This window comes from Curtobacterium sp. MCBD17_008, from assembly GCF_003234475.1.
GTDB lineage: Bacteria > Actinomycetota > Actinomycetes > Actinomycetales > Microbacteriaceae > Curtobacterium.
The window spans coordinates 164,160-181,029 of sequence record NZ_QKTK01000006.1; the positions used below are offsets into that span (position 1 = coordinate 164,160).

Sequence of the window (16,870 nt, forward strand, 5' to 3'; positions counted from 1 at the left end):
GAGCAAGGTCGAAGGTGTTCGGTGCCGCTGCGACGAAGGACGACGCGGTGCATCTCGGTCGGGAACGGGCTAAGGCGGACAAGGTAGAGCACTTCATCCGGAACCTCGACCGCCGCATCAGCGAGCGTAACACGTACGGCCACGCACACGGAACATCCCCGCTGAGAGCAGTGACCCACCGACCCCTCCCCGCTCGGGGTAGAGCGTCACTACTCTGCACGAGAGCCCGGACAGCGGGGACCGTGGCCACCCCGCTACCGGGGTCTCATCACCCCGGCACTAGACGTGCTGTTAGGGGGCCGCTACTTCTTCGGGTCCGTCGGTTGCCCTGCTGAGGTGAGCTCCGCATACCGCTGGAACAGGACTCGCTGTCGGTCCGCCTCGGACGTCATCGCCGTCCTCGCACCGAAAGCCTTGTCAACCACTCGGTCGAGAGCGTTGTGAGCAGCGAGCAGCGCAGGTTCCATTGCGAGCGGGTTGTAGTGCTCGGCGAGGGAGCGTTCCGGTCGGAGATCTCGTGCAGCGAGGACCTTCGCGCCGGCGGCGATGACCGCCGCACGGGTCGTGTCGTTGAGGGAAGGCAGTGGGACAGTGTTCCAGACGAGGGTGTTGGAGAACCGCAGGCGGCTTTCCAGGCGGCCGCCGACGGACTTCTGCCAGGTGATGAACATGCTTGAGGACAGGATGGCGAAGGCAAGCCCGTCAGGGTCGTCCACCTTGTAGACGTTGTCGCCAGCGATGACGTTCGCGTCTAGGCGAGCTCCGGTGGCCCACTTGCGTCGTTCGCTGAACACCTTGGGGATGGCGAGGTACGCCGTCGCGGGCTGGGACCGTTGCCCGAAGAGGTGTGGCGTGTCCGCCATCTTTCGGGTGGACGCCGCCTTCGATTGCGCTCGGAGGTCGCGCACCGCCGCGAGCCGTTTCCGCAGGACTGCGGAGTGGGTGACGTCTCGCGGATCGAGGTCTACGAGCCAGAGGCACCACCGGTCGATGTTGTTGATGAGCTCGTCCCCCATGACGTACCGGTGGAGGTACTTCGCTGCTGCTGGGTCGGACGCCACTTCGTCGTACTCGTCTGCGTTGACGATGAGGTTGCCGCCGTCGCGCGGCATGCTGCCCATCGTCGCTGCAGCGAGTTGAGGTGCAACGGGTGTGCGCCGCTGTTCAACGAGCGCGTTCGCCCCGTCGATGAGGTAGCCGTTGATGCTGCGGCCAACTTCCGCACGTGGCTCACCCTTGAGGTCGTCGTAAAGGAACAGCGTCGGTGCTGGGGTGGACCGGCCGCCTCGGTCGAACCCGATGATGACGCAGTGCACGCCGGCGGCACCGGGTGCTTCCGAGGACCAGGCGAAGGTGCGGTGGGCGAATCGGATCCGCCATCCTGCGTCGAAGATCGGTCGGAACAAAGCGGGGACGGGTTCACCTTGCACAATCGAGTTGGTGGAGACGAATGCGAATCGTCCGGGCACCGTCCCGAAGTAGTCGATGGCTTTCTTGTACCAGGCGGTGACGTAGTCGAGCCGGCCGATGTCGTCGCGGTTCCAGACCTGCCGTAGGTCCGCTGCCTGCTCGTCGTTGCGGGTTGCGTGGCCGAGGAAGGGTGGGTTGCCGACGATGATCGTGTTCGACGTCGGCGGGAGGACCTTGGTCCAGTCGGTGTGGAGCGAGTTCGCGACGTGGATGGTGGTGATGGTGTCGAGCGGCAGCGACTCGGGGGCCATGCCGAGTTCGAGTTCCATTGCCTGGTTCGCCTGATGGTCGACGAGGTGCAGCGCTGTCGACCCGATGCGCGCCGGCCACTCTTCGATCTCGATGCCGGCGAAGTGCTCTAGGCGGACGACGAGGTCGTCGCGAGTGAAGAACATCTGTGGGAGTTCGCTGGTGTCGCCGAGTTCGCGGAGACGGATGAGGATGGCGAGGTCGAGGGCACGAAGTTCCCTGTAGGCGACGACGAGGAAGTTCGCCACTCCCGCCGCTGGGTCCATCACTCGAAGTTCGCCGAGGTGCTTCCGCAGCTTCTTCAGCCCTTGGATGGAGTGCTGCTCGTGTGCGAATTGGGCACGGAGCTCGTCGAGGAACAGCGGGCCGAGGGTCTTGAGGATGTTCGTCTCGGTCGTGTAATGCTCACCAAGCTTCCGCCTGGCCGCCTTGTCCTTCACGGCTTGGAACAGGGAACCGAAGATGGCGGGGCTGATGGTGGACCAGTTGAAGTGGCACGCGTCGAGCAGCTTGCCGCGCATCTCGGAGTCGAACGACGGAATGCTGATGGACTCTCCGAACACTCCACCGTTGGCGTACGGGAGCCGGTTCAGGTATTCGTCGAGGTTCGCGTGGTGCGTGCGCTGGTTCAGCACTTGGAAGAACATCGCGATCTGCGGCCCGAGGTCGGACCCGTCTTCCCGCGTGCGGTCCTCGATGAACTCCATGAACAGGTCGCGGTCCCAGAGACCGGAGTCGTCCGCGTACAACGCGAAGAGCACGCGGACGAGGAACACCGACGCTTCATGGTCCGGGTAGCCGGACTTCTCCAACGTCTCGTACAGCGACGCCATGATGCGAGCCGCTTTGATAGACGCTGTCTCCTGTTCCGCGGACCCGAAGGAGCGCACCTGGTACCCGGCGAGGAACGCGAGCTTCTCCGCTTCGACGGGAAGCTCGCGGAGGGTGAACTCCACCACGGCGTTGTCGGTGCGGTCGTGTAGGTCGAGGACTCGGAACCGGTGAAAGTCGCTCGTGATGACCCACCGGGGTGCTTCCGCGTCGGTGAGGTCGTCGATGTAGTCGAGTGCTTGCCGCTCGGCGTCTTCGAGGTTCTTGCCGGACGACTTCATCTCTACGAGGGCAAGGCCGGGAACCAACGCGTCGATGTAGCCACCGCCGCCGGTGGTGGAGCGCTTCGCACGCTTCTCGTAGGAGGCGGCCTTCGTCTCCGTGATGCCGTAGACGGCGAGGAGGTCGCGGACGAACGACTGCGCCTGCTGCCGTTCCTCGCCTGCCTCGTTCTTCCACTCGGAAACGAACTTGCTGGCCTGCTTACGAATCTCGTTGAGAGACCTGGTCGCCACCCCGACGCCTTTCCTGCACCGCGAGTCGAGGGCCTCTGAGCTGCCGTCTATGGCCGCTCCCCCGCTCTGCTCGTGTCGACCCTACCGACCAGCGAGCGACGGTCCCGCGCCACCGGACGGGCCAGAGTCTGCGTTCCTGCATAGACGACGCGACCGGAGGCGCACTTCTGCACTTGCCGAAGACGACAAGGAGGGCCCAGCATGGGTGAGACGAAAAAGCAGCGCCGTGAGCAGGCACGGGAGCACGCTCGCGCGAACCGGGAGCAGACGAAGCGTCGGCAGCGGCGGAACCGGTGGTTCCTGCAGGGCGGCATCGGCGCCGGCATCCTCACCGCCGCCGGCGTCACCCTCCTCATCGTCTCGTCGGTGAACGCACCCGCACCCGCCGGCACGGCACCGGCGAACACCACCGCTGGAGCCATCTCGTTCCACGGTGAGGACGGCGCGCTCACCCCGACGGTGGACCACCCGACCACGACGGTCGCCCCGCCGGCGGAGAAGCCGGCGAAGGTGGACCTGTACATCGACTGGTCCTGCCCCGTCTGCAAGCAGTTCGAGACGGCGACATCTGCTGACCTGCAGACCCTCGTCGCCTCGGAGCAAGCAACGCTCGCCGTGCACCCGGTCGCCATCCTCGACCGCTCCTACCTCGGTTCCCGGTTCTCGTCCCGCGCCGCGAACGCTGCCGCGTGCGTCGCCGACCATTCCCCGTCGTCGTTCCTCGACGTGCAGCAGCAGATGTACGACAATCAGCCGGAGGAAGGCACCCGCGGGCTCACCACCTCCCGCATCCTCGAACTCGTCCACGCCGGCGGCGCCACCGGCGCCGCCCTCGACTCCTGCATCCGCGACGAGACGTACCGCGGCTGGGTGGAGAAGTACACGGCGAAGGGCCTCACCGACAAGGCACTGGTGAACCCCGCGAGCGGCGGCTTCGGCACTCCGACGGCGCTCATCAACGGGAAGCGGTGGAACGGCGGCCGCGACTTCATCCGCTCCATCGAAGACGCCGACTAGGGGCGGCGGCGACTGGGATTTCGCCCGGTCAGTTGAAGACGCCGCTGGCTCCTGTGCCGATGAACGTGACGGCGACGATGATGCCGATGAGCAGCCCTGCGATCGCGAGTTTGTGGCCCCGGAGGTTGTTCTTCCGGGTGTCCCGGATTCCGATGGTGCTGACGATGGCTCCGGCGATGGGGAGCACGAACGCCAGCACGAATCCGACGATGGCGTACGTGCTGTAGTAGGGCTTCGACGGTGTGGACGTCATGGGCTTCCTTCGACGCGGTTGATGAGGGCGGCCGACTGACCGACGAGGCTGTCGGTGATGATGCAGGTGATGCGGCGGAGCAGCCATTGGGCGCGTTTCCTCGAGCTGCATGTTCCAGTCAGCGGCTACCTGCGGCGACGGCGTAGACAGACATCACGACGGTGAGCCCGACGAGCACGGCGATGATGCAGGCGACGAGGATGACGGTGCGGCGACTTTCCGGGGTCAACTCGACACCTGCCGCAGGAGCCAGGCGGTCACTCGTCTTCTCCGCCGAAGTACGTCCACACGTCGGTGTCGCCCCACTGCTCGAGGCCGGCTTCCGCCGCTGCCGCGATGGCGACGTCGGTCGAGCCGATACCCCATCGATTGGGGCGGGTGAGGAGCAGTGTCGGTGTGCCGGCGGCGAGGTCGTTGAGGATGGTGCGGAGAGCTGCCGTGGCGGTGATGTCGCCGATGACGGTGGCGGTGAGGTCGTCGAGGTGGAGGATGTCGCCGCCGTCGATGCCAGCGAACAGCAACATGGTGCGGTCGGGGCCGTCGCTGTCGAGCTCGTGGACGGTGGCGGCGAATGACGCGGCGTCGCCGTCGTCGGTGATGGTGGCGAGGAGATTCCGCTGCGACGTCGGGGCGTGGACGAGGTGCCCGGACGCAGCCACGGCGGTGAGGGTCCGCTGCTGGTCGTCGTAGTCGATGCCGAACGTCGCCGACCACCGGTGGACGGTGTTCGGTGCGGCGGAGGCGGGGAGGGTGAACGTGGTGCGGCCGTCGAAGGAGCCGGACCAGGCGGCGGCTGCGTGGCGGAGGTCAGCGGCGGCGTCAGCGGAGTCGTACATGGGGCGGTGGTTCCTTCCGTGGTAGTTGGCGGCGGAGCTTGGGTGGCCGGTGTTACTTCGTCGCCAGGTAGACCGCTTGGACGACCGACGCGTAGAGAGCGAAGGCGGCGAGCCCGCCGGGGAGCATGGCGATGATGGCGGCGGGAACCGCCCACACCTGATGCAGCCAGGGCTGGTCACCCGGCTTCGTGTGCGCCATCGTTTGGAACGAGGTTGCGGACACGAGCACCGCCCACGCTGCGGTCATGCAAATGATGGCTGGGAAGTAGTAACGGCCGGAGAGCAGTGGGATGAGTAGCGGGAGGAGGAACATCACCGGCGCGACGATGAACCCCGTCCGTGCCGTCACCCGGAAGGCCTTCCGGCGCGTGTTCATCGCGGCGATGGTGCGCTGGTCGGGTCCTTCTTCCGGCCAAGAGCCGGACGGGAACGGGCCGCCGTCAGCGGTGTCGGTCACGGATGGTTCCTTCCAGGGATGTACGGGCGTCCTACGGACGCTGCTGCATCAGGCTGATGCTGCGTATGCCCGGCTCAGCAGGGAGACGATCATCACGGCCAGACCGAACGAGAACACAGCGCCGGGGAACAAGACGACGATGGCGACCGGGACCGCCCACAGCTGATGCGTACCGGGACTCTTGTCGGGCGGGGTGTTCGCCATCGCAGCGAATGACGACGCGGAGACGAGCACGGCGAACGCCGCGGTCATGCGGATGACCGCCCACGGTTGATAGTCAGCGGTGACCATCAGGTAGATGAGCGGCAGGAAGAACATCGCCGGAGCGGCGACTAAACCGATGCGTGAGACGAGCCGGTACGTCTGTCGGTCTCGGTCCATCACAGAGATGGGGCGCTGGTCTTCCGTCATCGTGTTCCCCCTGCTGACCAGGGTAGCGAGGTCAGTAGGGGTAGCGGCTTCCCGGGTGCTGCGGGTTCTTCGCAGAGCGTGGTCCGTCCATCCGCTTCAGGTTCCGCTTCGGCCAGCCGAGGGAGTCCATCAGGTCCTGCACACCGTAGGTCAGCTCCGTCTTCTGGCGAAGCGGGGCGACGAGGGTCGCGACCGCGGCAACCTGCCGGAACACGCCGGCGCTCCGCCCTTCGAGCGGACGACGGTACTCGACGGCGAACGACACCCAGCAGGCCAGTGCGGGCATCAGCCGATTGAGCGGCCCGGACCCGTCGCCTGTTGCGCCGACGCCCTTCCGGGCTTCCGTCGCGTACTCATCGGAGTCCTGCACAATGAGCCTGACAGCCTCGATGGTGTCGATGCTTCGTTGGGCGGCTGCACGACGGAGCGGCTGTGCGAGGTGCTCGGGGAGGCCCGCGCTGATGTCCTTGAACGCACGCGCCAGCCAGTCGTCGGCGATGTCCCACCGGTCGGCGTCGAGGCCGTCGGCGGTGTGTTCGATGAGGTGGTTGACCTGCGCCTGCCACGACGGCTGGTCCTGCACGTTGCGGGGCGTGTCCATGAGCAGCAGCGACAGGAGCCAGTAGACGGTGTGGGACATCGTCGGCGCGGGGCCGCTCTCGAATCCGGGAGGCATCTCCGCGCGGTAGAGCACCTTCGGCTCAGCGGGGTTCGTCTGCTGGTCGGTCATCGTCGCTCCTTGTCGTTCAGGCGGTTGTGATGGCTATGCGCGGACGGGTGACGTTGCTGTGCGCTCAGTACAGGCCGTCGGTGAGCGGTGACGGGTCGCGGCGGGCGGAACGGCGGCCGTCTGCGCGCTTGGGGTTGCTGCGTGGGAACGCGAGGGAGGTCAGCAGCCCATCGACGTTGTGGGTGAGGGGCGCAGTGCGCCGCAGCGGCGTAAGTTCCGCTGCGGCGTTCGCGGCGGACCGGAGCACCTCCGGGTGCCGGTCGGCGGCTGGCCGGGCGTACTGGCTGGTGAACAGCGCCCATCCGTCGAGTGCCCAGTACAGCGACGTGAACGGTCCCCGCTCGTCGTCGAATGCCGACTCGGCGGCGACCTCGTCGGAGTGCAGGACGGCGTGACGTGCCGCTTCGATGGCGTCCAACGTCCGCAGGCGCGCGGCGGCGCGGATGGGCTTCGCCATCGTGCTGGGCAGTCCGGCGCTGATGTCCTTGAACGCCCGGGCAAGCCAGTCTTCGAGGATATCCCAGCGGTCCTCGTCGAAACCGTCGGCGGTTTCGTTGCTGAGGATGCGGACGCTCATCTGCCACAGCCGCTGCGCCTGCACCTGTTGAGGGGTGACGAGCAGCGCCATCGACAGCCACCAGTAGACGACGTTGGACATGCCTTCGGTGGGGCCGTCCGCGAACCCGGCCGGCATCTCGAAGTGGTGCTCGTTCAGGTGCTCGCGGGCGTGCTCGTCGCGGTAGCTGGTCACGGTACCTCCGGTTCGTCGTGCTCTCACGTCGGGCTATGCGCGGACGCCGCACCGGTTTCGGTGACCCGTTCGATGAAGTCCCGTGCGATGGCGACGAGGTCTGGGTGGTCCTGCGGTCGGTGTCCGTGACCGGTAAGGATGATGTGTTCGACGTCAGTCATCGCGTCGGCGATGGCTTCGTACTCGGCGTTCCAGCCGCCGGTGACGACGAGGGTGGGCACCCCGGTCCGACGTGGAGTGTCGAGCGTCCACGGGCCAGGGAGCCGCTGCTGTCGGCTCGCGGCGAAGACGTCCGTTTCGCTCGAGGTGAGCGCCGGACCGCCGGTGACCGCTTCCTCGAACGCTACGATGAACTCCGCCGGCGACATGGTCCCTGCCCGGTTGAGGACCGGCTGCACGCGGGAGATGTGGTCGGCGACTGCTGGATGGTCGGCTGCAAGCGCGTACGCGGCGGGTTCCAGCAGGATGAGTCCGAGTACCCGTTCCGGCGCTCGTGCGGCGGTTCGCATCGCGACTGGGCCGCCGAAGGAGTGCGCGATGACGATGGCGCCGTTTCCGCACGCATCGAGGAGTCGTGCTTCCCAGCGGTCCTGGCTGAACGGTTGCGCCTCCTCACCCGGGGTGTACCCGGGCATCATTGCCGCGGTGCTCTTCGACAGGCCGGCTGCGACCGGCCATGCTCGCTCGAAGGGTCGATTCGACGCGTGGAGGAAGACGACGGGCAGCATGCTCAACTCGATGCGGCGCTTGCTCCAGGGAACAGCAGCGGCGCCTGACGTTCCAGGAGGTACTGGTCAACGTCCGTTTCGATGAGCGGGGAGCCGTCTGGGCGTTTCCGGACGGTGGGGTCGGTGTACCAGTAGAGCTCTCGGGTGCCTTTGTTGTTCTGCTGCGCGGTCGCTCGTGCTTGGTCGCGGGTGAACAGCCAGACAAGGTCGCGCTCGAGGAGGACGAACGCCAGCAGTTCCGCCGGCGTCTCGTGCGGGAACGACCACCCGATCGCCATCTTCCCGTTGCCGCCGGACGAACGGGCGCGGTCCTTGGTCTTCACCTGCACTGTCGTGGCCTTGCGAGCGCCGGGTGCGTAGACGACGAGGTCGATGCCGGCGTCGGTCGTCAGCCGGGCGGAGTCGATGCCGAGTTTCAGCAGCTGGTACTGGACGAGAAGTTCCCCGCCAGCGCCGATGTGCAACGAGTTCCGGGTGAGTGACATGGCCGGAGCGTAGCGGCCGAGTCCGTCACCGCTCCGCATCTGCCGCCGCGGTTGTGGGATGTCAGCCGGCGTCAGGTTGAGGGTGCGGACTTCGCGTCCATATCCTTCAGCCACTTATCGGTGGGTGCCCAGCCGCCTGTGCGGCTCATCGCGTACCGCAGGAGCACATCTCGGCGCGCGGCGGACTTCCACTTCGACCGTTGCCACTCAGCCAGTTCTTGGAGGTCGGCGATGAACACCTTCGCGCTGTTGTCGAGGAGCGCGTACGCAGATCGCCACTCCTCGGCGACCCGTTGCGGCGCCCACCGGAGCGCGTAATCGGCGCCGACGTCGTTCTTCGATTCCATGCGGCTGCGGATGAACGCTTCGACGACGGGCTTCCTCGACATAGGTTTAGCCGCACGGACTCCGGCGTCGTCGATGGCGGCCTGGATGAGCTGCTGCGCCCGCGCCAACCGCTCCCGTCGCTCTCGGTCGCGTTTCTCGTCGGCGTCCTCCTGCCACTCCTCGAGCTCGGCGGTCAGCTCCTGCGACCAGTCCACGGCCGCCCACCATGCGTAGGAGACACCCGCGCCGATGAACCGCAGGTCCATCCCTTCAAGGTCACCATCATGACTGGCCGCATTGTTCCGGATGCCGGCGGGTACCCCTTCAGCGTCGCCGAGGAACTCCGCCAGGTCGAACATCCGCTCTCCGAGTGTGACGAACGCTGCGCCCACGTGCACTGCAATGTCGAGCGCGTCGTCGAGAGTGACCCCAGGAGCTGCGAACAACACATCGGTGTTCTTCACGACCATCGCCGGCAGCAGCCGGAGATTCCGTCCCGCCGCTTCCAGCGGAGCCCGCTCGAGCATCGCCCGGAGCTCCGCAGGGGCGACGGCCGAGGAGACGTCGTCATCGTCGGTCATGGTTCGACCGTAGCGGCTGAGACAGCGGGCACGACATCTACCGGAACACGGTCTCCACCGGCTGCAGGTGGAAGAGGCACTGGTCGGCGTTGTACTCCCTGACCTCAGCGGTGATGGCGAGGTTCGTCCCGACACCGATGCCGTCCGGGGTCTCACCCGTGTAGTGCATGTCGTACGTCGTGTTCACGTCGTTGAACTGGAACGCCGGGCCCGGCGCGGACGTCTCGCTGAAGTCGCCCGCGCCGACAAGGATGTCGTACCGTGTCTTCGCCCCGTCGTGCGGAGCCATCGCACCGATAGAACCGTCGAATCGGACGGTTCGTCCTTCGTTCTCGTCCGCGAACGCGCCGATCGATGCGTCGCAGGTGTCGGTGAGTTGCAGCAGTGCTGCGAACTGGGGCGAGTTCTCGGCCGTGATGACCTCCGTAGTGTCCGTGGTCGGGCTCGGGCTCGGCGCCACGATTTCCGACGGGCTCGCGGCGGTGCGTGCGGGCTCCGAACTCGGCGCCACCGAGTTGGCCGGCGCTCCCGCCTGAGCCGGTGCGTCTTCGTCGCTGCCGAACACCCCGGTGACGCCGAGCACGATGACGACGACGAGCGCTGCGGCTCCCGCTCCGGCTGCGAGGAGCGTACGACGACCGATGCGCTTCTTGGGCCGTCGGAACTCCAGCTGCGACTGCAGCCGCCCCTGGGTCATCGAGACCAGTTCCCAGCCGTCCTGCTCCCACCTCGTCCGAGTCCGGGATTCCATCCCACGCACGGACTTCACCGTCCGTGTCTCGTACGTCGGCTGTTCCTCGGTCATCTCGGCCCTTCGCATTCCCGCCGACAATCTGCCGAGCTTCTCTCAGGGTAGCCATCCGAGTGAAGACGCCGGCGTCCCTGCTGCAGCGGCAGCGTGGCTGCGCGCGCATCGTGACGGCGACGACCTGTCGTCGGTGTACGTCGGGACGGCGAAGACCTGGACGACATACGTGTCCGTCACCGGGGTCATGGCCGCGTCGGACACGACCGTCGCGACGGCTGCCGCGGTTGCTGCTGCGCATCCGGACCTCAGCAAGCTGTCCGTGTCCGGGTCCGGGGTGACCGCGGTCGTCCCAACAGAGCGTCAGGCCAAGGCGGTGGTCGCAGCGTTCGAGGAGACACTTGCCGACTAGGACGGACAGCGTGTGTCTGCATGGTGGCCGGACGGGAACGGCAGCGAAGTGTCCGGCAGGGTCGGGTCCGCCCGGTGACCTGTCGGCCGGTCGCGGGACGCTGAAGCCATGACGGACACGGCGGCATTGGCGCGGGACGTTGCCACCCGTGCGCACAACGGGCAGACGGACAAGGTCGGCCGGCCGTACATCGAACACCCCGCCGCAGCGACGGATGGTGAAGTCCGCGAGTGCCTGCGCACGGAGCCGCTCGAGCGCGTCGTCGAAGGGCAGCACCGGTGGGACTTCGACGGGTCGTACCGGCACGAGGTTCGGCGGTCGCCGGAGCACTGCGTCGAGCGGTTCTGTCCATCGGGCCATGCGGTGGTGCGTCCTTCCGGTCTGCTGCAACTATGCGCGGCCCCGGGTCAAGGCAGCAGTCCCACGTTCGGGCCGCGCGGCACCGACCGCACTGCCGCGGTCGCGGATGTCCAGCCGGCGAACTTCCCGGGACGCGAAGCGGCCCGTGGTCCGGCGGTAGCCGCAGGGTCGAGGCGAGATTCCAGGACGCGGGATTTCCGGGACAGGAGAGGTGAGATCTGGGAGGGGAAGAGCAGCCGGACGTTGGACACGTCGTAGGTGAGAAGAGACACCCTCGTCAGCCGACCGACGCGGACAACCGGGACAGCTCTTCGGAGTGAGAAGCCGGGACAAGCTGACGTCCGCCCGCGACTTCGTCACGGGCGAGCGGGCGCGACGTTCACGGACCGGCAGCCGGGACGGGTCAGCGGGTCGGACTCTGTCCGGGTCCGCTGGCGCGTCCCCGGCGTTGCCGGTGCGTGTTCGGAAGCGTCTGCGTGGCGTCTGCTTGTCCCGGGCTCGCTGCGCTCCCCCGGGTGCGGTCGGGAACGTCGACGGGACGTGCGTCGGTTCGTTGACGATGCTCGCTCGTTCCTCGCTCGCGCTCCCCTGCGGGTCGCGGGCCTCCCTGGGGGTCGGCCCTCTGTCGGCTGCGCCGTCAGCGTCTGCGGGGCGTTGACGGGTCGAGGTCTGGGCGGTGGGCGGTGCGTCGTCTCGGCTGCGGATGCTGGACGGCTGCGGGACGTGTCGTCACGGAGGCTGGGACGCTGCGGGTTCGGACGGGGTTGGGGGTCTTGGGGTCGCTCCCTCGTTCCTCGGTCGCGAGCCGCTGCGCGGGCGGGTGACGGTGCGTGGACGACGTGGTGGCGGCGTGTGGTCGGAGCGTCAGGGCTGCGTCACGTCGTCGGGACGGTGGCGGTGCGTCGGCGTGACGAGGAGCAGGGTCGGTGGGGTGCGGGTGGACATGCTGGCGTGAGGTCCTGACCGGGGCTCTCGTTCCTCGTGCCCCGGTGCTCGGTCGTTCCTCCCTCGCAGCGCTGCGCGCACGTCATCGTCACGGTTCGGGACGGGGTCGGTGCGGTGTCGATGCGTGAGCGTGGGGCGTGACGGTGTCGGTGTGGTGGCGGTGCGGTGGCGGTGCGTCGTTGACGTGACCTGGTGTCCGCGCGGAGCGCTGACCACACATGAGGGGCGCGACGACGTCGGGACGGTGGCGGGACGCATCCGTGACGAAGGTCTCTGGGGCGTCAGGCTCCGAGGCGGAACCAGCCACGGGGCGTGACGCTTCGGGACGCTGAGCGGACCGTGGAGTCGTGACGGTTCCGGGACGGGACCGGAACGACGACGGAGCGACCCCGAGGGAGCGACTCGGCAGCGATGAGCCTGCGAGACGGGGACGACGGGACACTCCTGCACTGAGGGCGACAGCGCTCAAGGAGGGACCCGCCTCGGACGCGAGGAACGAGCGGACGAGGGCATCGCTTGGAGCGAAGCGACGCGATGCGCGAACGACGAGGAACGAGGACGTGAGCCCCCGAAGAGAGGCACGAACGACGGGGCGCCCACCGCACGGTGCGAACCCAGACGACCACCCTGAGGCACGAAAGGGCAGCGGGAGACGGGTGAGGCGGCGGGGGATTTCGGCGGCGCGGCTTGGGCGTTATTGGTATGTCAGAGATTCGCTGGAGGGGTATCAGGTGTCGCCTTTTTCGCCGCATCTGTGGTGCTCGAACGCATGAACGGGAGCACGCCATTTGGGGTGGCCGCGCGGAGAGCTCTTCCAGTTGCCATCACCGCAACCGCCCCGACCGCGGCTCGCGTCGTCCCGTTCAACCAGGTGCCCTCCGCGTGCCCAACTCCGGACGTCGCGACCGCGAACCGAGTGGACCCGTTCTACGCAGGCCTCTGGGCCACCGGCTCGCAAGCCTCATGGCTGTCCGTCGAACAGGCACACGCGCAGCAGCGTGAAGGCCTCGGCCGGCTTCCTGCACACCTCGACGTGGACCGGAAGACCGCGCTTGAACGTCTCACCGGACCGGCGCTGCCGAAGCGTCTGAACGCGATGGGCGCCCTCAACATGTGGCGCACCTTCACGGGCGAGCAGGCTGCTGCTCTCACCGGTGACGTCGAACTCGCGGGGAAGGCCCGCACCTGAACGGACCTGTTCGCAGCCGGAGTCGCAGACACCGGCATCTTCTCCAACGGCCTGTTCAACACCCAGGGCACCGCCCGCGGCACCTTGTACCGCCCGAGCCGGACGACTGTGTTCCAGCAGAAGGTCCGCCCGCATCTGACGTACCCGGAGATGGTGTCCGTCACCGGCGGGTACCCGTGGGAGTCCGGTTCCCAGTTCGACCGGCTCAACCTCCTCGCCGTCGAGCTCGGCCTCCGCACCGCCGAATGGTGCCCCGGTGTCGGGACGGTCCTCGGGGAGAAGCTCTCAGGCTTCGACCTGCTGTCCCACACCGGAGCGGCGGACCACTCCGTCGGGTGGGACACAGGCAGCAGCGGACGTCACCGTCGTCCGGGAGGACGGGCTCCGCATCGCCGTGGAGGTCCCGCATCCACCGGTGCGTCGTTCGAAGCGAAGGTGGAACGGTGGGCGAAGCTTCTCGCGAAGCATCGCCTCGCCGACTCCGGCATCGTCGTCGTGTTCGTCGTCGCCCCACGACCGGACAAGCACGTCCAGGTGAAGGAAGTCGCCGTCGCCGTCCGCAAGGCCGTCGCAAAGGCGACCCGCGCCTACCCGGGTGTGAACTTCGACCGGACCGCGGACCGGATGTTCGTCGCCGAGCGGACGTCCTGGTTCCCGGAGCCCCGCCACGTTGACCGGTCATTCCTCACCCTCGCGGCGTACAAGCCGTCTGGGCCCGCGGACCAGCTGTGAAAGCCGGCGCTGCTGCTCGAGCCACGGGTTGTCCCGTTCGCCCCGACCAGCCCGGACACCGCAACCGCCATCCTCCGCAACGCGTCCATGCTTCGCGGTGTCCCGCACTGGCTCCGCCGGAAGGACACTCCCCCACTGTGGCCGCAGAAGGTGTCCGAACTCGGCTACCCCGGCATCCCCGTCCCCACCGCGTCCCGACCCGAGACGTACAAGGCCAAGCCCCTCGGGCAGGGACACGGAGTGTCCGGAGCCACCAAGCCACCGAAGCGGCTCCGGTCCACCGTCTGACAGGACCTGCGTCGACGGTGGCGTCTGCCACGATGACGACGTGGACCTGCAGCAGACCGACGTCATCTCCGGCCTTCCCGCACCTGTCGCGGTGAAGTTCCTCCGGTACTTCAGGGGGCCAGGCGCGATGGCCCCGTTGGGGACGCCGCTCCTGGACCCTGAGCACGGCACCGACCGAGACGCGCTCGTGCGACTCGAAGCCGACGGCTACGTCGAGCACATAGCCGACCACCAGTGGGGACCGTCGTACCGGACAACCACCTCCGGGAACGCAGTCGCGAACCACCGGTGGACGAAGCCAATCACGCGAAAGACCGCGGACCGGCTCCTTGACGAAGCAGTCACGCGCGCGAAGGCGTTCAACGCTGACGACACTCGCGCCACCATCATCGCCCGGATCCGCGTCTTCGGCAGCTACCTCAATCGGGAGAAGGACCGCCTCGGTGACCTCGACCTCGGCCTCGATGTTCGGCTCCGCCGCACCTACGACGGCGCTGAAGCGTTCTCCTATGCGCAGCGCGCCGGGGTTCTCTACGCCGACAGCCTCGTCAACCACGAGGCGTGGCTCCGCGCTGAAGCAGCAAAAGCCGTCCGCGGCCGCTCTCGCAGCATTAGCCCCACCACTGAGAACCCCGCCGACCTCGATGGGCCATGGCGGGACGAGTACGAGTTCGACGGGTTACACCTGCTGCCCGAGATAGCCCAGCAGGGCACGGCAGACCTCGGCTGGTAGCCGTCCCTTCAGCGCTCGCGCGTGATCGCCACCTCGTGCGGGCTCAAGCGGTGCCGTCGCCGCCCACATGTTGGGCATGACAGTCAGCCGCACTGCTTCCGCCGCCCGTGAGTCCGCCCGCCACCGTGACGGGAAGTTCGTCGGTGAAGTAGCCGTCGGTGAACATGGCGTCGATGGCGGACGCCTTGTCCGGGTCGTCGGTGACTGTGCCATCGTGGAGCAGGAGCCGACTCGTCGGGGTGCCGACTGACGCCGCAGCTTCTCCGCCCGAGCGCGTAGCCATGCCGAGTCGTCGATTGGGGTCCCGATGAACTCGGCCTCGACGCCCTCCGGTGGGGTGAGCACGACGCCTCGGACCCCCGGATGAGCGGCGCGTGCGGCCGCGGTCGTATTAGCTCGACGCATCACGGAGATGTCGCGCTCGAGTTCGGTGATGCGTCGCACCAACTCGTCGAGCGTCTTCGGGTCATCGGGTCATCGGGTCATCGGGTCATCGGGTCATCGGGTCATCGGGTCATCGGGTCATCGGGTCATCGGGTCATCGGGTCATCGGGTCATCGGGTCATCGGCCAGCGTCATCAGTTTCCCCGTGGTGGTGTTGGTCGGCTCGCCGATCCTATGGGCGGACGGTGACACGTTCTGGTGCCGTGGTACGGCGAACGCTCCGCCGGCGCGACGCTATGGTGCTGGGGTGAGTGACGCTCAGGCGACGTCGGCCGCCGAGGACGAGGAGTTTCGTCGTTTCGTGCAGCAGGTCCGCAACAGCGTGGTGCGGCGGCGCCTCAATCCACCGATCTCGGCTGAACGCGCCGAGGCTCTGCTTGCTGACGAGCGAGCCCTCCGTCAGGAGTTCGATGCACGCCGCATCGGACGATCGTCACCCCTCAGTTCCGTTGACGGTTCCGTCTAAATCCTGTCGACGCGCGAGACACTTACTGCGATGCCTCTGACCTCGGCGCTCGGCGTCTTGTTCTTCTGGATGTCTTCGCTCGTCGTGCTCCTCGGTCTGGGCTACAGCGCGCTCCAGCAAGGGCTTCGAGAGGACTTGGTCTACGAAGGGACTGCACGAGCACTTCTCTGGGATTCCGGTGCCACAGGCACGTGATGGCTTGGCAGCCCGATGCAGGTGACATCGTCTGTCTCGTGCTGGCGGGCTTGTGCTTCCTCGGCGCGGCCGTTCTCGTGATCGTCACCCTGTACCAGGCGACGCGAAACGGGCACCGGTCGGTGAGCTAGCTCGCCGTCGCGAGAGCGTCCCGCGCGTCCCCCGGGTGGGAAGATTGACCGGACCGCAGACCGCATCCCCGCCGCGGGGAAGACGGACCGTCCGCTCCCTGACTTCTGGCTCGGTGACGGCCTCACCGACTCGTTCGAAACCCTCGCGACACGCAGGCGACGAAAGCGCTCGGCTGCGTCCTCAACATCCTCGCCGGCCGTGACGACCTCGCTGCACGCCGCGTCCACCCGCTGCGCACCAGCGACACCGGCGGAGCACCCGCGTGGGTCCGCGACGACGGCGCCGTCTGCTTCCGCGCAAGCATTGATTCAGACGCCGCCTCCGCCCGCCGTCTCCACTACTGGAAGCTGCCCGACGGCACCGTCGAACTGATCCGCATCTTCATCCACGACACGTTCGAACCGTGATGGGCGTACGGCACCGCACATAGTATGAGAGCGCGCGCGGTAGACGCGCACTCTTATACTCCCGGGGTAGGGGACTGCTGCAGGTTTCGTTGACTCGTTCGTCTAGGCCGCGAGAGCGACCTGTGGGTTGATGATCGTCTCGTACTCGATCGGGGTCAACTTCCCCAGGCCACGTTGCCGC

19 protein-coding genes are annotated in these 16,870 nt (G+C 67.4%); 7 read left to right on the forward strand and 12 right to left on the reverse strand.

The features are described 5' to 3' along the window. The first annotated feature begins 47 nt into the window (after positions 1-47). Positions 48-335 carry a hypothetical protein gene (locus tag DEI95_RS08025; RefSeq protein WP_258367525.1) on the forward strand — a complete coding sequence of 96 codons (288 nt, stop codon included), beginning with the start codon at positions 48-50 and terminating at the stop codon, positions 333-335. On the opposite strand, the gene DEI95_RS08030 is transcribed toward DEI95_RS08025, so the two are convergent. Continuing rightward, on the reverse strand, positions 303-3,065 hold the full coding sequence (locus DEI95_RS08030; protein ID WP_111059911.1) for a DNA methyltransferase: 2,763 nt from the start codon (positions 3,063-3,065) through the stop codon (positions 303-305). The two genes, DEI95_RS08025 and DEI95_RS08030, sit on opposite strands and share 33 nt — an antisense overlap. 201 nt (positions 3,066-3,266) lie before the next feature. Here DEI95_RS08030 and DEI95_RS08035 point away from each other — a divergent pair, with 201 nt between their 5' ends. Continuing rightward, on the forward strand, positions 3,267-4,082 hold the full coding sequence (locus tag DEI95_RS08035) for a thioredoxin domain-containing protein (protein WP_111059912.1): 816 nt from the start codon (positions 3,267-3,269) through the stop codon (positions 4,080-4,082). A gap of 28 nt (positions 4,083-4,110) precedes the next feature. Here DEI95_RS08035 and DEI95_RS08040 read toward each other — a convergent pair whose 3' ends face one another. From DEI95_RS08040 to DEI95_RS08085, 10 genes are all read right to left on the reverse strand, one after another. Beyond that, entirely contained in the window at positions 4,111-4,335 is a 225-nt protein-coding gene (locus DEI95_RS08040) for a DUF4190 domain-containing protein (RefSeq protein WP_111059913.1), read from the reverse strand. A gap of 257 nt (positions 4,336-4,592) precedes the next feature. Beyond that, positions 4,593-5,171, reverse strand: a complete 579-nt coding sequence (locus DEI95_RS08045) for a hypothetical protein (protein WP_111059914.1) — start codon at positions 5,169-5,171, stop codon at positions 4,593-4,595. Between the two features lie 52 nt (positions 5,172-5,223). Next, positions 5,224-5,628, reverse strand: a complete 405-nt coding sequence (locus tag DEI95_RS08050; RefSeq protein ID WP_111059915.1) for a hypothetical protein — start codon at positions 5,626-5,628, stop codon at positions 5,224-5,226. A gap of 48 nt (positions 5,629-5,676) precedes the next feature. After that, positions 5,677-6,009, reverse strand: coding sequence for a hypothetical protein (locus DEI95_RS08055; RefSeq protein WP_146243624.1), 333 nt, complete (start codon positions 6,007-6,009; stop codon positions 5,677-5,679). A gap of 61 nt (positions 6,010-6,070) precedes the next feature. Further along, the gene (locus DEI95_RS08060; protein WP_111059917.1) at positions 6,071-6,769 is read right to left on the reverse strand and encodes a hypothetical protein; all 699 of its coding nucleotides are present in this window, start codon (positions 6,767-6,769) and stop codon (positions 6,071-6,073) included. 64 nt (positions 6,770-6,833) lie between these two features. Then, positions 6,834-7,520, reverse strand: coding sequence for a hypothetical protein (locus DEI95_RS08065; RefSeq protein ID WP_111059918.1), 687 nt, complete (start codon positions 7,518-7,520; stop codon positions 6,834-6,836). Positions 7,521-7,543: 23 nt separating this feature from the next. Further along, entirely contained in the window at positions 7,544-8,248 is a 705-nt protein-coding gene (locus DEI95_RS08070) for an alpha/beta fold hydrolase (protein WP_111059919.1), read from the reverse strand. Between the two features lie 2 nt (positions 8,249-8,250). Beyond that, positions 8,251-8,733, reverse strand: a complete 483-nt coding sequence (locus tag DEI95_RS08075) for a hypothetical protein (RefSeq protein WP_111059920.1) — start codon at positions 8,731-8,733, stop codon at positions 8,251-8,253. Between the two features lie 71 nt (positions 8,734-8,804). Continuing rightward, on the reverse strand, positions 8,805-9,641 hold the full coding sequence (locus DEI95_RS08080) for a hypothetical protein (RefSeq protein WP_111059921.1): 837 nt from the start codon (positions 9,639-9,641) through the stop codon (positions 8,805-8,807). A gap of 37 nt (positions 9,642-9,678) precedes the next feature. Beyond that, positions 9,679-10,446: a DUF4839 domain-containing protein gene (locus DEI95_RS08085; RefSeq protein ID WP_220036636.1), complete on the reverse strand. Its 768-nt coding sequence runs from the start codon at positions 10,444-10,446 to the stop codon at positions 9,679-9,681. 2,414 nt (positions 10,447-12,860) lie between these two features. Between DEI95_RS08085 and DEI95_RS16445 the strand changes: the two genes are divergently transcribed. The 4 genes from DEI95_RS16445 (at position 12,861) to DEI95_RS08110 (ending at position 15,045) form a co-directional block, all read left to right on the forward strand. Further along, complete coding sequence (locus DEI95_RS16445; RefSeq protein WP_146243625.1) at positions 12,861-13,292, forward strand: hypothetical protein; 432 nt, start codon at positions 12,861-12,863, stop codon at positions 13,290-13,292. 108 nt (positions 13,293-13,400) lie between these two features. Then, positions 13,401-14,024: a hypothetical protein gene (locus tag DEI95_RS08105; RefSeq protein WP_111059925.1), complete on the forward strand. Its 624-nt coding sequence runs from the start codon at positions 13,401-13,403 to the stop codon at positions 14,022-14,024. An 87-nt stretch (positions 14,025-14,111) separates the two neighbouring features. Further along, on the forward strand, positions 14,112-14,312 hold the full coding sequence (locus DEI95_RS16450; RefSeq protein ID WP_146243626.1) for a hypothetical protein: 201 nt from the start codon (positions 14,112-14,114) through the stop codon (positions 14,310-14,312). A 40-nt stretch (positions 14,313-14,352) separates the two neighbouring features. Further along, the gene (locus tag DEI95_RS08110; RefSeq protein WP_111059926.1) at positions 14,353-15,045 is read left to right on the forward strand and encodes a hypothetical protein; all 693 of its coding nucleotides are present in this window, start codon (positions 14,353-14,355) and stop codon (positions 15,043-15,045) included. 43 nt (positions 15,046-15,088) lie between these two features. Here the strand turns inward: DEI95_RS08110 and DEI95_RS08115 are convergent, their stop codons facing one another. Then, the gene (locus DEI95_RS08115; protein WP_111059927.1) at positions 15,089-15,328 is read right to left on the reverse strand and encodes a hypothetical protein; all 240 of its coding nucleotides are present in this window, start codon (positions 15,326-15,328) and stop codon (positions 15,089-15,091) included. A gap of 408 nt (positions 15,329-15,736) precedes the next feature. On the opposite strand from DEI95_RS08115, the gene DEI95_RS16670 reads away from it, so the two are divergent. Further along, entirely contained in the window at positions 15,737-15,955 is a 219-nt protein-coding gene (locus tag DEI95_RS16670; RefSeq protein ID WP_181436241.1) for a hypothetical protein, read from the forward strand. Positions 15,956-16,870 lie beyond the last annotated feature (915 nt).

Excerpts from the sequence above, each read along its gene's own strand:
- DEI95_RS08080 (WP_111059921.1), bottom strand. The coding sequence starts at position 9,641 with ATGACCGACGATGACGACGTCTCCTCGGCCGTCGCCCCTGCGGAGCTC.
- DEI95_RS08045 (WP_111059914.1), bottom strand. The coding sequence starts at position 5,171 with ATGTACGACTCCGCTGACGCCGCCGCTGACCTCCGCCACGCAGCCGCC.
- DEI95_RS08070 (WP_111059919.1), bottom strand. The coding sequence starts at position 8,248 with ATGCTGCCCGTCGTCTTCCTCCACGCGTCGAATCGACCCTTCGAGCGA.
- DEI95_RS08060 (WP_111059917.1), bottom strand. The coding sequence starts at position 6,769 with ATGACCGACCAGCAGACGAACCCCGCTGAGCCGAAGGTGCTCTACCGC.
- DEI95_RS08085 (WP_220036636.1), bottom strand. The coding sequence starts at position 10,446 with ATGACCGAGGAACAGCCGACGTACGAGACACGGACGGTGAAGTCCGTG.
- DEI95_RS08075 (WP_111059920.1), bottom strand. The coding sequence starts at position 8,733 with ATGTCACTCACCCGGAACTCGTTGCACATCGGCGCTGGCGGGGAACTT.
- DEI95_RS08040 (WP_111059913.1), bottom strand. The coding sequence starts at position 4,335 with ATGACGTCCACACCGTCGAAGCCCTACTACAGCACGTACGCCATCGTC.
- DEI95_RS08055 (WP_146243624.1), bottom strand. The coding sequence starts at position 6,009 with ATGGACCGAGACCGACAGACGTACCGGCTCGTCTCACGCATCGGTTTA.
- DEI95_RS08115 (WP_111059927.1), bottom strand. The coding sequence starts at position 15,328 with ATGGCTACGCGCTCGGGCGGAGAAGCTGCGGCGTCAGTCGGCACCCCG.
- DEI95_RS08035 (WP_111059912.1), top strand. The coding sequence starts at position 3,267 with ATGGGTGAGACGAAAAAGCAGCGCCGTGAGCAGGCACGGGAGCACGCT.
- DEI95_RS16450 (WP_146243626.1), top strand. The coding sequence starts at position 14,112 with ATGCTTCGCGGTGTCCCGCACTGGCTCCGCCGGAAGGACACTCCCCCA.